11 protein-coding genes and 1 tRNA gene are annotated in these 13,130 nt (G+C 65.4%); 8 read left to right on the forward strand and 4 right to left on the reverse strand.

The features are described 5' to 3' along the window. The first annotated feature begins 163 nt into the window (after window positions 1-163). From ABMA46_RS01240 to ABMA46_RS01250, 3 genes are read left to right on the forward strand one after another with little or no spacing between them, the layout of a single operon-like run. A complete protein-coding gene (locus ABMA46_RS01240) occupies window positions 164-1,123 on the forward strand; it encodes an ImuA family protein (protein ID WP_348997467.1) in 960 nt (319 codons plus the stop codon). Beyond that, the gene (locus ABMA46_RS01245) at window positions 1,107-2,627 is read left to right on the forward strand and encodes a Y-family DNA polymerase (protein ID WP_348997909.1); all 1,521 of its coding nucleotides are present in this window, start codon (window positions 1,107-1,109) and stop codon (window positions 2,625-2,627) included. The genes ABMA46_RS01240 and ABMA46_RS01245 overlap by 17 nt, the downstream gene beginning before the upstream one ends. Then, the gene (locus ABMA46_RS01250) at window positions 2,624-6,013 is read left to right on the forward strand and encodes an error-prone DNA polymerase (protein WP_348997468.1); all 3,390 of its coding nucleotides are present in this window, start codon (window positions 2,624-2,626) and stop codon (window positions 6,011-6,013) included. Before ABMA46_RS01245 ends, ABMA46_RS01250 begins: the two co-directional genes overlap by 4 nt. A 153-nt stretch (window positions 6,014-6,166) precedes the next feature. On the opposite strand, the gene ABMA46_RS01255 is transcribed toward ABMA46_RS01250, so the two are convergent. From ABMA46_RS01255 to ABMA46_RS01270, 4 genes are all read right to left on the reverse strand, one after another. Beyond that, window positions 6,167-6,364, reverse strand: coding sequence for a Trm112 family protein (locus tag ABMA46_RS01255; protein WP_348997469.1), 198 nt, complete (start codon window positions 6,362-6,364; stop codon window positions 6,167-6,169). A gap of 152 nt (window positions 6,365-6,516) precedes the next feature. Continuing rightward, window positions 6,517-7,188 carry an LON peptidase substrate-binding domain-containing protein gene (locus ABMA46_RS01260; protein ID WP_348997470.1) on the reverse strand — a complete coding sequence of 224 codons (672 nt, stop codon included), beginning with the start codon at window positions 7,186-7,188 and terminating at the stop codon, window positions 6,517-6,519. Window positions 7,189-7,249: 61 nt separating this feature from the next. Then, complete coding sequence (trxA, locus tag ABMA46_RS01265; protein ID WP_348997471.1) at window positions 7,250-8,224, reverse strand: thioredoxin; 975 nt, start codon at window positions 8,222-8,224, stop codon at window positions 7,250-7,252. A 69-nt stretch (window positions 8,225-8,293) separates the two neighbouring features. Next, entirely contained in the window at window positions 8,294-8,791 is a 498-nt protein-coding gene (locus ABMA46_RS01270) for a prolyl-tRNA synthetase associated domain-containing protein (protein ID WP_348997910.1), read from the reverse strand. A 401-nt stretch (window positions 8,792-9,192) separates the two neighbouring features. Here ABMA46_RS01270 and ABMA46_RS01275 point away from each other — a divergent pair. From ABMA46_RS01275 to cysW, 5 genes are all read left to right on the forward strand, one after another. Further along, window positions 9,193-9,267 (forward strand) — tRNA-Gly (locus tag ABMA46_RS01275). Window positions 9,268-9,797: 530 nt separating this feature from the next. Beyond that, window positions 9,798-10,244 carry an RrF2 family transcriptional regulator gene (locus ABMA46_RS01280; protein WP_348997911.1) on the forward strand — a complete coding sequence of 149 codons (447 nt, stop codon included), beginning with the start codon at window positions 9,798-9,800 and terminating at the stop codon, window positions 10,242-10,244. A 104-nt stretch (window positions 10,245-10,348) separates the two neighbouring features. Continuing rightward, window positions 10,349-11,371 carry a sulfate ABC transporter substrate-binding protein gene (locus ABMA46_RS01285; RefSeq protein ID WP_348997472.1) on the forward strand — a complete coding sequence of 341 codons (1,023 nt, stop codon included), beginning with the start codon at window positions 10,349-10,351 and terminating at the stop codon, window positions 11,369-11,371. Window position 11,372: 1 nt separating this feature from the next. Further along, on the forward strand, window positions 11,373-12,233 hold the full coding sequence (cysT, locus tag ABMA46_RS01290) for a sulfate ABC transporter permease subunit CysT (RefSeq protein ID WP_348997473.1): 861 nt from the start codon (window positions 11,373-11,375) through the stop codon (window positions 12,231-12,233). Beyond that, complete coding sequence (gene cysW, locus ABMA46_RS01295; RefSeq protein ID WP_348997474.1) at window positions 12,223-13,125, forward strand: sulfate ABC transporter permease subunit CysW; 903 nt, start codon at window positions 12,223-12,225, stop codon at window positions 13,123-13,125. The genes cysT and cysW overlap by 11 nt, the downstream gene beginning before the upstream one ends. Window positions 13,126-13,130: the final 5 nt, after the last annotated feature.

Here is a 13,130-nt window from a genome sequence, read left to right on the forward strand (position 1 = left end):
CATATAGGCTTTTGCAGCGCTGACGGCAAACCAAGGCGGTTCTTCGTCCGACATGCTCCACGCAAAGAGGAATAAATTCTTTTCCCGTCCCGCTTGACTCTTTTCCGGCTCTCTGGAATCCATAAGAACATAACAGGAACAAACCTGCAGAGAACAGAACGTCATGGTGAGCAGCGCCGTGGCGAGGGAAACCGTTTTTGCCCTGCGCCGTGAAATCGCGAGGATCGAGGGAAGCCTTCCCGAGCGCCTGGACGCGCCGGGGGAAGAGATCATTCTGCTGCGCCACAATGGCCACCCGCCGAGCCCGGACGGCGTGGTGGAGACGGGCGTGGCGGCGCTGGACACGGCCCTTGGCAATGGAATCCCGAAAGCGGCCCTGACCGAAATCCACGGCCGGCATATGCGCGACGCCGGCGCCGTCGGCGGCTTCGTGCTGGCGCTGGCGAGCCTGCTGTTGAAGAAAACGCCGCGGCGGCAGGTCCTGTGGATCGGCGCGTCCGGCTTCTTCGCCGAGGCCGGCCTGCCCTATGCACATGGACTTTCGCGGCTGTTCGGCATCGCGCCGGAAGAACTTCTGCTCGCCGAAGCGCCGAAGCCCGGTGATGCGCTGTGGATCGCCGAACAGGCGGCGGCGCTCAAGGAACTCGCTGCCGTCGTCCTCGAACTGGCCGGCAATCCGCGCCAGCTCGACTTCACGGCGACGCGGCGGCTGCATCGCCGCGCCGCCGAGGCCGGCAGGCCCGTCTTCCTCATCCGTCAGTCAGCCGATCGCCAGGCGACCGCCGCGCCGCTGCGCTTCGCCGTGGAGCCCGCGCCGGCCGGGACGCGGCGCATTCTCGGCCGGCCGCTTGCCGGCTCAATCGGCCCGCCGGCCTTCGCCGTCACCCTGGACAAGAATCGCATGGCGCCGCCGGCGCGCTTCATTCTGGAATGGAATGCCGATGAACGCACATTTGGACATCGCTCCCCTGAACACCACGACGCCGGCCCTTCCGGCAGGCCGCAGGATCCTGTCGCTGTGGTTTCCCCACCTCGGCACCGACCGGATATGGCGCCGCCGGCTGGGCCGCGCCTGGCATACGGCCGCTTCCGGTTTCCCGCCGCTGCTGGTGAGCAGGCGTGACGGCAACACGCAGATCGTCGCCGCGCTCGACCGCCGCGCCGAAGCGCTGAGGCTGAAGCGCGGCATGGGCGTCGCCGACGCGCGCGCCATGCACCCCTCTGTCGAGATCGTCGAGGCAGACGCGCAAGCCGACCGCCGGTTGCTGGAAAGCCTCGCCGACTGGTGCGACCGTTATACGCCGCTGGTGGCGCTGGACGGCGCCGACGGTCTTTTCCTCGACATCACGGGATGCAGCCATCTGTTCGGCGGCGAGCAGGCTCTTGTCGCCGACATGCTGCGCCGTTTCCCCGAACAGGGCATCGAGGCGCGCGCGGCCGTCGCCGACACCGCCGGCGCGGCATGGGCCGTCGCCCGCTTCCACGGCGATGCCGTCGTGGTGCCAGAGGGCGCGGCGGCCGGCTGGCTCACGCCGCTGCCGCCGGCTGCGCTGCGCCTCGATACAGCGACCGCGACGGCGCTCGACAGCGTCGGCCTGCGCACGATCGGCGCCGTCATGGCCGCGCCGCGCGCGCCTCTGGTCCGCCGCTTCGGCCGGGAAATCGTCCTGCGGCTCGATCAGGCCCTCGGCCTGATCGACGAGGCGCTGTCGCCGCGCCTGCCGGTGCCGGAACTCTCGGCCGAGCGCCGGCTGGCCGAACCCATCATGACGGTGGAGGACGTCGAGCGCGTCGTGCTGCCGCTCGCCGGCGCGCTCGGGGAAGCGCTGGAACGGCGCGGCGCCGGCGCGCTCGCCCTGCGGCTCTTCCTGTTCCGGGTCGACGGTCTGGTCGCCCGGCTTTCCGTCGGCCTGTCGCGGCCGGCGCGCGCGTCGGACCGGATGGCGAAGCTCTTCCATGAACGGCTCGCCGCGCTCGGCGACGGTCTCGACGCCGGCTGCGGCTTCGACCTTGTCCGGCTGACGGTGCCGTCGGTCGCGCCGCTCGACATGCGCCAGACCGACCTCGGCGAGGATCGCCGCGACGACGAGGACCGCTTCGCGCTGTTCGCCGACCGTGTCTGCGCCCGTTTCGGCCGCAACGCCATCCGCAAGCCGGTTCCCGTCGCCAGCCATCTGCCTGAACGGGCGGTCGCCTTTTCGCCCTACGCCGAGGCTCCGGCCGCAACGTCCGCACGGGAAGCCGAAAGCCCGGCCACGGCCGAACGGCCCCTGCGCCTGTTCAAGCGGCCCGAGCCCATCGAGGTCATGACCGGGATACCGGAAGGGCCGCTCTTGAACTTCCGCTGGCGGCGCGCGCACTATCCTGTCGTCCGCGCCGAAGGGCCGGAGCGCATCGGCTCCGAATGGTGGCTGGAGACTCCTCCCGTCGAAAGAAAGCAGGACGAGACGGGCGAGGCTTGCGAAGCGGGCCGAAAGCAGGCCGCCGGGGAAAGCGCGGCGCAACGCACCCGCGATTATTTCCGCGTCGAGGATGCCGAGGGACGGCGCTACTGGCTTTACCGGCAGGGCCTTTACGGCCGGTCGGGGGAACCGCCGCGCTGGTTCCTGCACGGGGTTTTCGCATGAAGCCGGAGCCGCCCCGCAATACGCCGGCCGAGCCGGGATACATCGAGTTCGGCGCGCAGTCGAATTTCTCCTTCCTGCGCGGCGCCTCGCGGCCGGAGGAACTGGTCGTCGCCGCCTGCCTTTACGGCCATGCCGGCATGGGACTGGCCGACCGCAACACGGTCGCCGGCACGGTGCGCGCCTGGAGCGCATCGAAATTCGTCCGGATCGAGGACAAGGACGACCCGGCAAGATCCTTCGGGCCGGTGCATCTGCCCTATCATCCCGGCTGCCGCCTCGTCTTCTCGGACGGCACGCCCGACATCCTCGCCTATCCGCGGGACCGCACCGGCTGGGGCTATCTGTGCCGCATGCTGACGCAGGCCAATCTGCGCGACGAGACCGAAAAGGGCAAAACGCTGCTCAGGCGCGGCGACCTCTGGGAGTGGGGCGACCGCATGTCGCTGGCGGCGTTGCCCGATCTTGCCGCCAACGAGGAGGAAACCCTCGCTCTGCTGCGCGGCCTCAGACATCGCTTTGCGGGTGCCGTCCGCCTCGCGGTCGCGCCTGCCTATCACGGCGACGGCAGGTTCAGGCTGGAAGCGGCGGCGGCTCTGGCCGAAGCCTCGACCATGCCGCTGATGGCCACCAACGACGTGCTTTATCACGCCTCCGAGCGCCGGCCGCTGCAGGACGTGCTGACCGCCATTCGGCTCAACAAGACGGTCGCCGAGACCGGTTTCGCACTGGAGGCGAATGCGGAACGGCATCTCAAGCCGCCGGCCGAAATGGCGCGCCTGTTTCAGCGCCACCCGCAGGCGCTGGCCGAGACATTGCGCTTTGCCTCCGAGCTGAAGTTTTCGTTCAATGAGCTTCAGCACAACTATCCCGAGGAGACGACCGAGGAAGGCGTCGATCCGCAGACCGAACTGGAACGGCTGACCTGGGAAGGCGCGCATCGTCGCTATCCGGAAGGCATCCCGGAAAAGGTCTTGAATCTGATCCCGCAGGAACTGGCGCTCATCGCCGGGAAAAAATACGCGCGCTATTTCCTCACCGTGAACGACCTCGTCCGCTATGCCCGCGAAAAGGCGGACGTGCTCTGCCAGGGACGCGGATCGGCAGCCAATTCCGTCGTCTGTTTCTGCCTCGGCATTACTGCAGTGGACCCTGTCCTCATGGGTGTGGACCTGCTGCTGGAGCGATTCATCTCGACCGAGCGCGACGAGCCGCCCGACATCGACGTCGATTTCGAGCATGAGCACCGCGACAAGATCATCGCTTACATCTACGAGAAATACAGCCAGAAGCGCACGGCGCTGGCGGCCGCCGTCATTTCCTATCGCGGCCGCTCGGCGTTGCGCGAGGTCGGCAAGGCGATGGGCCTTTCCGAGGACGCGCGCAGCGCGCTCTCCGGTTCCATCTGGGGCTGGTGGTCGTCGAAGCTCGGCGAAACGGAGGCGAAGGCCGGCGGCCTCGACCTCAAGCAGGCAATTTCCCGCCATGTCATCGACCGCGCCAACGAACTCATGGCGAGCGAATGCCCACGCCACCTGTCGCAGCATGTCGGCGGTTTCGTCATTACCAAGGATCGGCTCGACGAGATCGTCCCGATCATGAAAACGGCGATGCCCGAACGCAAGATGGTCGAGTGGGACAAGGACGACCTCGACGCCGTCGGCCTGCTCAAGGTCGACGTTCTGGCGCTCGGCATGCTGTCGTGCATGAAGCGCGCCTTCACGCTTCTGGAAGACCATTATCGGGTACGCGACGACCAGGGCCGGCCGATCACGCTGGCGACGATGAAAAAGGAAGATTCCCGCGTCTACGACATGATCTGCCGCGCCGATACGCTGGGCGTCTTCCAGATCGAATCGCGCGCCCAGATGTCGATGCTGCCGCGCCTGAAACCGCGGGAATTCTACGATCTCGTCATCGAGGTCGCGATCGTCCGGCCCGGCCCCATCCAGGGCGACATGGTGCATCCCTATCTGCGTCGCCGCATGGGCCTGGAGAAGGTCGACTACCCGAGCCCGGTGCTTGAGGCGATCCTGAAAAGGACCCGTGGCGTGCCGCTGTTCCAGGAACAGGCGATGAAGATCGCCATCGACGCCGCTGGCTTTGCGCCCGGCAAGGCCGACCAGTTGCGTCGCTCGATGGCCACCTTCCGCCGCAACGGCACGATCGACGGCCACCGGCAGGATTTCATCAACGGCATGGTCAAAAACGGCTACGAAGAGGAATTCGCCAAGCGCTGCTTCAGCCAGATCGAAGGCTTCGGCGATTACGGCTTCCCCGAAAGCCACGCCGCGTCCTTCGCGCTGCTCGTCTATGCCTCCTGCTGGTTCAAGACTTTCTATCCCGACGTGTTCTGCGCCGCGATCCTGAATTCGCAGCCGATGGGCTTCTATGCTCCGGCGCAGCTCATCCGCGACGCGCAGGACCACGGCATCGAGGTCAAGCCTGTCGACATCAACCACTCGGATTGGGACTGCGCCCTTGTCCCCGGCCGGTTCGATCCGGCGCGCATCGCCGCGCGCCATGTCGAGATGCGGTCGGTGATAAGGTCCATGCGGGCGGTACGGCTCGGCTTCAACCAGGTCAAGGGCCTTTCCAAGGAGCGCATGGAGGCGTTCGTCATGCGGCGCGGCGCCGGCTACGCTTCCGTCCGCGACGTCTGGCTGCGCTCGGGCCTCGACGTGAGGGAGATCGAGTGCCTGGCAAATGCCGACGCTTTCCGTTCCGTCGGCCTCGACCGCCGCGCTGCGCTCTGGGCGGTCAGGGCGCTTGACGGCAGGAGCGCCGCCGAGACATTGCCGCTGTTCGATCGGGCAGACATCCGGTTGCGGGATCTGGAGCCTGAAACAAGGCTCCCCGTCATGCCGCTCGGCGAGCATGTCCTGCATGATTACCGCGCGCTCGGCCTGTCGCTGAAGGCGCACCCGGTTTCATTCCTGCGGGAACGGTTGAACCGGACCGGCGTCACGCCGAACACAAGACTGGCCGCGATCGAAAACGGCCGCCGGGTTTCGGTGGCGGGCCTTGTGCTGGTGCGCCAGCGCCCCGGCAAGGGCAACGCCATCTTCCTCACCCTGGAGGACGAGGCGACGATCGCCAACATCGTCGTCTGGCAGCGTGACTTCGCGCGGCTTCTCCCCACCATCATGGGATCGAAATTCATCCGCGTCACCGGCAGGCTGCAATCGGCGTCCAGCGTCGTCCATATCGTTGCCGAGACAATGGAGGACCTGTCGTCCTGGCTGGCCGTCTTGCAGCAGCCTTCGGACGCCGGGGACGGCAAGGCGGGCAGCCCTCGGCCTGCCGCTTCCCGCAACGACTTCTCCGATCGGGAGATCATGGCACAAAAGGCGCGGGAGGTGATGCCGAAGGGCCGCAACTTCCAATGATCCTAGAGCGGTTCTGGTATTACTGAAACGGCGGAACCGCTCTATCTCTTTGTTTTAGCCGCATTTGTGCGACGCCAGACGATTCCGTCTGGCTGCAAAATGCTCTAGCCAGGCCGGCCACCTCTCGATGACCCGGCCTGCAAAGCCCTCGCCTCAGCCTTCCTCTTCGAGGCGCCTGGCCTCCGAGGGAAGCATGATCGGAATCCCGTCCCGCACCGGATAGGCGAGACGGGCAAGCTTCGAGACCAGCTCGCGGCGTTCCGCGTCCCAGGTGAGCGGCCCCTTGGTCAGCGGACAGGCAAGCAGCTCCAGCATTTTCGGATCGACCTTTTTCTCGTCCTGTTCCGTCATGGCGCTTCCTCGACATATCTTGCGAACACGGAAGCAGCTTCCGAGTCCAGATGCGTGAAGAGTAATGATTAAAGCCCACGAAACGAACCCGGAAGGTCGCGGCGCACTCCAAGCCCTTGAAACCCCTGCAGGACCGCGCGCCCCAGAAACGCCTATTGCAGGCTGGAGCCGAAATCGTCCGCTTCGCGCGCCAGCAGTATCTCGGTGATCGCCACCAGCGTCTCGGCGCGCGACTTGAGGTCCGGCGCTTCCAGCAGCGCCTGCTTTTCCGCCGGCCCGTATGGCGCCATCATCGAAAGGGCGTTCACCAGCATCATATTGTCTGCACGGCTGACGCTTTCCCAGTCCGCGTCCAGCTCGTTGGCCTGGAGATAGGCACGGAACGTCTTCAGCAAGGCCGGGCGGTCGATGTTTGAGGCCGTCGAATCCTCCGCGAGGTCGGCCAGAAAGGGGGCGATCCGACATTGCCGGAAAGGCGTCTTCACCGCCATCTCCTTCACCACGCGGAACCGGCAGACGCCTTGCAGGGCAATGAGGTATCGCCCGTCGCCGGTCTCGGCCAGCGAGACGATGCGGCCAAGGCAGCCCACGTCGCACAGTTCCGGCTCGCCGTTTGCCTTGCAGGCGCCGTCGAGACCCGGCTGGATCATTCCGATCAGCCGGTCGCCGGCCAGTGCGCCGTCCAGCATCTGCAGGTAGCGGGGCTCGAAGATGTTGAGCGGCAGGCGGCCGCCGGGCAGAAGCAGGGCGGCTTCGAGCGGGAAGACTGGAACGCTCGCAGGCAGGTCCGTCTCCAGTCGATAATGCGCGTTTCCGGCCTGCATTTTCCTCCTTCGGCTTTTACGCCTTCCGCCGCGGCCCTAGGGGAGCCGCGGCTGGATGGGTTCAGGCGAAAAGCAGCGACGACAATTTGCGCCGCGCCGCCAGCGTCGCTTCGTCGGCCATACCCCACGCCTCAAAGAACTGCAGCAGCTGTGTGCGCGCGCCGTCGTCATTCCAGCCGCGATCCGCCTTGATGATCGCCAGCAGGTTGTCGGCCGCCGCCATGCGCTCGCCGCGCGCGTTCTGCGCCATGGCGAGGTCGAAGCGCGCTTGGTGATCCTTCGGGTTCTCCGCGACCCGGCGCTCCAGCTCGGCGGGATCACCCAGCGCCTCGGCCTGCGCGTCGAGCGCCATGCGCGCGCGCAGGGCGGCGATCGCGGGCGCCTCCTTCGAGGCTTCCGGAACGGTGGCGAGAAGATCTTCCGCACCCACCGCGTCGCCTCCCTCGAAAAGCAGCGTCGCCAGCCCGCCGATGGCGTCGGCGTTGTCGGGCGCCTGCCGGAGCACGGCGTCGTAGACGGCGGCGGCGCCCTGGCTGTCGCCGGCCTGCTTGAGGGCAGTCGCCTCTTCGAGCGCCGCGGCGATGTCGGCCGCGGCGTCCTTGCCGCCGAGCTTGGCGATGAAGGCCTGCACCTGGCTTTCCGGCACGGCGCCCATGAAGCCGTCGACCGGCTGCCCGTCGCGGAAGGCGATGACGGCGGGGATGGACTGGATGCCGAGCTGGCCGGCGATGGACGGATGCTCGTCGATGTTCATCTTGACCAGCCTGACCTTGCCGCCCGCCGCCTGGACCGCCTTTTCAAGGACCGGCGTGAGCTGTTTGCAGGGGCCGCACCATGGCGCCCAGAAATCGACAAGCACCGGCTGGTTCCGCGATTCCTGGATGACGTCGGCGGCGAAGCCGGCCGTCGTCGTGTCCTTGATCAGGTCGTCCACCGGCGCAGGCGGCGCGACCAAACCGACGCCTTGCTGCGTGCCGCCGTAGCTGATGGTGGTGGAATAGGAATTGCCCGCTCCGAACGGAGTGTCGTTGCTCATTTCTGCCCTTTCGGCCGTCTGCTGGCGGCCACAGCCATCATTGCCCTGGTTCTGCTCCAAATTTGGAGATCACGCCGAGACTTTCAAGACGACGGCCTCATGCCCCGTCGCTTCGATAAACCTGGTCAGGTCTGCGGCGGCGATGGAAGTCGTCGCCTCGTTGGTCAGCGGATGCCCGTTGATAGTCGCGTTTTTCATCAGGTCTTCGTCGAGCACGACCTTCACGCGGCCCCCGGTATCGTTGATCAGGCCGAAGACGGTGACCGCGCCCGGCACGACGCCCAGCAGTTCCATCAGCATGTCGGGACGCCCGAAGGAGACCCGGCTCGCGGCCCCGATAAGGTGATGTACCTGCTTCAGGTCGACGACCGCGTCCTCGTCGACCGTCAGCAGGAAATAATTGTCCTTCTTGTCCTTCAGGAACAGGTTCTTGGTGTGTCCGCCCTCGATCTCGCCGCGCAGCGACTGCGAGTCGGCGACGGTGAAAAGCGGCGGATGGCGGTGCGTCTTCACCGCAATTCCCAGCGTGTCCAGAAAGGAAAGAAGTTCGGCTTCCGTCTTCGGCATGGTATCTCCGCTGGTGTGAACATGCGCCGCCGCCGTCCGCAGACCCGCACCGTGATCGTTCGCACACCATGCTGGCCGGGTCGCGCGTGCCAGGTCCGCAGCCGGCGCCTCTCCCGCATGACATGCTTTAAAGCCAAGCGACACGGCGGGCAAGACGCGCCGCCGCCACGGCAGCCGGCAGGAAATGGGACCCCCGCACCGAAACCGAAACGCTCGATTGGCTGGAGCGGGACCTTCACGGCAACATCGAGATTGCGGCGCAGCCGGCACCCGGATCCATCGTGCCGCAAACCCGTTTGCGCAGCGCGCCGAAAAGCTGCTATTTCCCTGTTGCAATCACCGCGCGCTTCGGCCATATAGGCGCGGCTTGCGGCCCCCTTATCCTGATTGGGGCCGCGCGAGCGGGTGTAGCTCAGGGGTAGAGCACAACCTTGCCAAGGTTGGGGTCGAGGGTTCGAATCCCTTCGCCCGCTCCAGTTTCCCAACCGATCCAAAGCCGCGGAACTCCGCGGCTTTCGTGTTTTCCGAATGGTTGAAATAAGATTGCGCGGAAGCAGATGAGAAGGCCGCGCATGCGCGGATTGCGGTCGCGAGTTTTGACGGAACAAAAATAGCGGCGACCGGTTGCTGGATAGTGCAAGCGCCTTGCACTGATTGTTTCTCTCAAAGCATTCCCTCGCCATCGGAAAACCCGAGGGGCGTTCGGTTCGATCAAACCGGAAATCGGACCGCTTGCAGCTTGATCTGCGAAGGCCAGGCGCGACAAGGGCACCATTGGATGGCAAATCATTGTCATCTGATCCACTCACTGTGGGCCACCGGCCAAGACTCGGCGGGCCCCGGCACGCCTGCGACATGGACAAAAAGAACGAAGTGGGCGACATTGTTGCGATCTGGGGCGGCGGACGAATGCGGCTCCCGCTGTTCCAGTGGTTTCCTTAGCCGCATTTGCACGACGTCGGCCAATTTCGACCGGCTGCAAAACATTCCAGCGATATCGTTCGAGATGATTTCACAAAAGGCGAAATACGCACTCAAGGCCGTGTTGGCCTTGGCCAAAGCCGATCCCTCCCAGGTGACGATCATCGGAGAATTGGCAGAGCGCGAGAACATTCCCAAGAAATTCCTCGAGCAGATCCTGCTCGACCTGAAACATCATGGCATCGTGGCAAGCCGCCGCGGAAAGGCCGGCGGCTACTCCCTGCTCAAGCCGCCACAGGACATCAGCTTCGGTGAGATCCTGCGCATCGTAGACGGGCCGCTCGCGCCGCTGCCCTGCCTCAGTCGCATGGCGTACCGCCGCTGCGAGGATTGCGCCGACGAAGGCAATTGCGAGGTGAGGCGGGCATTCGCCACCGTCGCCGAAGCGTCGCGCACGATCCTCGACAGCACCTCGATCGCTTCGATTCTGCAGCCGGAACGAAGGAAAATCGATTCTCTTCTGGCAGGCTGAAACGGACAAATCGCCTCAAACGATGGGAACATTAGGAACACTCGCGCATTTTTAATCTCGACTAAATCGATAGAGTATGCCTGTTTCAAGAAAAGGAGGCAGACATGACCCTCAATCGCAGATCGCTCTTGTTGTCCGCCGCGCTTGCGGCAATCGCTCAGTTCGGCAGCCTGGGCTTCGCCTTTGCCGACGTCACGCTGCTCAACGTTTCCTATGATCCGACGCGCGAGCTCTACAAGGATTTCGATGCGGCCTTCGCGGCGAAATGGAAGAAGGATACCGGCGAAACGGTGACGATCCAGACCTCGCACAACGGTTCCGGTGCACAGGCGCGGTCGGTGATCGACGGATTGCCCGCCGATGTGGTGACGCTGGCGCTCGAAGCCGACATCAACGCGATCGCCGAGAAGACCGGCAAGATTCCGGCCGACTGGCGCGGCAAGCTGCCCAACAACAACGCGCCCTACACCTCGACCATCGTTTTCCTGGTGCGTAAGGGCAACCCCAAGGGCATCAAGGATTGGGGCGACCTGATCAAGGACGGCGTCCAGGTCATCACCCCCAATCCCAAGACGTCGGGCGGCGCCCGCTGGAACTTCCTTGCCGCATGGGCCTGGGCGCGTGTCCAATATGGCGGCGACGACAAGAAGGCGCAGGATTTCGTCCAAAAGGTCTACCAGCATGTGCCGGTGCTCGACACCGGCGCGCGCGGCGCCACCAATACCTTCGCCCAGCGGGGCCTCGGCGACGTGCTGCTGGCCTGGGAGAACGAGGCGTTCTTGGCCCTGGACGAGCTCGGCCCCGACAAATTCGACATCGTCGTGCCCTCCGTCTCGATCAAGGCCGAGCCGCCCGTGGCGCTGGTCGACGGCAATGTCGACGCCAAGGGAACGCGCAAGGTGGCGGAGGCCTATCTGCAATATCTCTATTCCGACGAAGGCCAGAAGATCGCCGCCAAACACTACTACCGGCCGTTCAAGCCGGAAGCGGCGGACCTGGCCGATCTCAAGCGCTTTCCCGACCTGAAGCTCGCCACCATCGACGAATTCGGCGGCTGGAAGAAGGCGCAACCGGCCTATTTCGGCGACGGCGGCGTGTTCGACCAGATCTACAAGCCGGGACAATAAGATGACGGTTGCCACCGCAACGGCCGGATGGCGTTTCAGGAAACCGAGCGTCCTGCCAGGCTTCGGCCTGACGCTCGGTTTCTCGATCGTCTATCTGTCGCTGATCGTGCTGATCCCTCTGGCGGGCGTCGTCTGGCGCTCCACCGAACTCGGTTGGCCGCAGTTCTGGTCGATCGCCACCGATGCGCGCACGCTCAACGCGCTGAGGATGAGCTTCGGCGGCGCGGTGGCGGCGGCCCTGATCAACGTTCTCTTCGGCACGTTGGTCGCCTGGGTGCTTGTCCGCTACCGCTTTCCCGGCAAGCGCGTGATCGACGCGATGGTCGATCTGCCTTTCGCCCTGCCGACCGCGGTGGCCGGCATCGCATTGACCACGCTCTATGCGCCGAACGGCTGGATCGGCGCTCTGCTGGCGCCCCTCGGCGTCAAGGTCGCCTACACGCCGCTCGGCGTGGTGCTTGCCATGGTGTTCATCGGCCTTCCCTTCGTGGTGCGAACGGTCCAGCCGGTGATGGAAGAGATCGACAGGGAGGTCGAGGAGGCCGCGGCGACGCTCGGCGCGCGACGCCTGCAGACGCTTCGACGCGTCGTCCTGCCTGGCCTCGCCCCCGCGATCCTGACCGGGTTCGCGCTCGCCTTCGCACGCGCCGTCGGCGAATACGGCTCGGTGATCTTCATCGCCGGCAACATTCCCTACGTGTCGGAGATCGCGCCGCTGCTGATCGTCATCCGGCTGGAGGAATACAACTATGCGGCGGCGACCGCCGTCGCGACGGTGATGCTGGCGATTTCCTTCGCGATGCTGCTGGTGATCAATCTTATCCAGGCCTGGAGCCGCGGGAGATTCGGCTATGGCGTCTGAAGCGACATTCGCCGCCCACGGGAAAAGCTCTGCCACCCGAAACGGCAAGCCAGCGCGATCGGCCGTGACGGAGAGCCCGCTCACGCGTCTCCTGCCGATAGCGGTCGCACTGCTTTTCCTGCTGCTTTTCCTGGTGCTGCCGCTGGTCGTGGTGTTCGCCCAGGCCTTCGCCAAGGGCGTCGACGGCTATTTCGCGGCGCTGGCGCAACCGGACGCGCTAGCGGCGATCAGGCTCACCCTTCTGGTCGCAGCCATCGCGGTGCCGCTCAATCTGGTCTTCGGCGTCGCGGCGGCCTGGGCCATCGCCAAATTCGAGTTCAAGGGCAAAGCGTTCCTGATCACGCTGATCGACCTTCCCTTCTCCGTGTCGCCGGTGATCTCGGGCCTGGTCTACGTGCTCCTGTTCGGCTCGAGCAGCCTGCTCGGCCCCTGGCTCACCGGCCACGGCATCCAGATCCTGTTCGCCGTTCCCGGCATCGTGCTGGCCACGATCTTCGTCACCTTCCCCTTCGTCGCGCGCGAGCTTATTCCGTTGATGCAGGATCAGGGCACGGCCGACGAGGAAGCGGCGCTGTCGCTCGGCGCCACCGGCTGGCAGACCTTCCGGCGGGTCACGCTGCCCAATATCCGCTGGGGCCTGCTCTACGGCGTGCTGCTCTGCAACGCGCGCGCCATGGGCGAGTTCGGCGCGGTCTCGGTGGTTTCCGGCCACATCAGGGGCCTGACGAACACAATGCCGCTGCAGGTCGAGATTCTTTATAACGAATACAATTTCGCCGGCGCCTTCGCGGTCGCGTCGCTGTTGGCGCTGCTGGCGCTTGTCACGCTGGTCGTGAAAACACTGCTGGAGTTCCGCTATGCGCGGGCCACCTCCCGCGCCACCATCCATTAGGAGCC

It is taken from the genome of Mesorhizobium hunchu, assembly GCF_040081975.1.
GTDB classification, from domain to species: Bacteria; Pseudomonadota; Alphaproteobacteria; order Rhizobiales; family Rhizobiaceae; genus Mesorhizobium; species Mesorhizobium hunchu.

What these genes read in the sequence shown, in the direction of transcription:
- ABMA46_RS01270 (WP_348997910.1), bottom strand. Translation starts at nt 8,791, where the DNA reads ATGCCGAAGACGGAAGCCGAACTTCTTTCCTTTCTGGACACGCTGGGA.
- ABMA46_RS01260 (WP_348997470.1), bottom strand. Translation starts at nt 7,188, where the DNA reads ATGCAGGCCGGAAACGCGCATTATCGACTGGAGACGGACCTGCCTGCG.
- ABMA46_RS01250 (WP_348997468.1), top strand. Translation starts at nt 2,624, where the DNA reads ATGAAGCCGGAGCCGCCCCGCAATACGCCGGCCGAGCCGGGATACATC.
- ABMA46_RS01240 (WP_348997467.1), top strand. Translation starts at nt 164, where the DNA reads ATGGTGAGCAGCGCCGTGGCGAGGGAAACCGTTTTTGCCCTGCGCCGT.
- cysT (WP_348997473.1), top strand. Translation starts at nt 11,373, where the DNA reads ATGACGGTTGCCACCGCAACGGCCGGATGGCGTTTCAGGAAACCGAGC.
- ABMA46_RS01255 (WP_348997469.1), bottom strand. Translation starts at nt 6,364, where the DNA reads ATGACGGAACAGGACGAGAAAAAGGTCGATCCGAAAATGCTGGAGCTG.
- trxA (WP_348997471.1), bottom strand. Translation starts at nt 8,224, where the DNA reads ATGAGCAACGACACTCCGTTCGGAGCGGGCAATTCCTATTCCACCACC.
- ABMA46_RS01280 (WP_348997911.1), top strand. Translation starts at nt 9,798, where the DNA reads ATGATTTCACAAAAGGCGAAATACGCACTCAAGGCCGTGTTGGCCTTG.
- cysW (WP_348997474.1), top strand. Translation starts at nt 12,223, where the DNA reads ATGGCGTCTGAAGCGACATTCGCCGCCCACGGGAAAAGCTCTGCCACC.
- ABMA46_RS01285 (WP_348997472.1), top strand. Translation starts at nt 10,349, where the DNA reads ATGACCCTCAATCGCAGATCGCTCTTGTTGTCCGCCGCGCTTGCGGCA.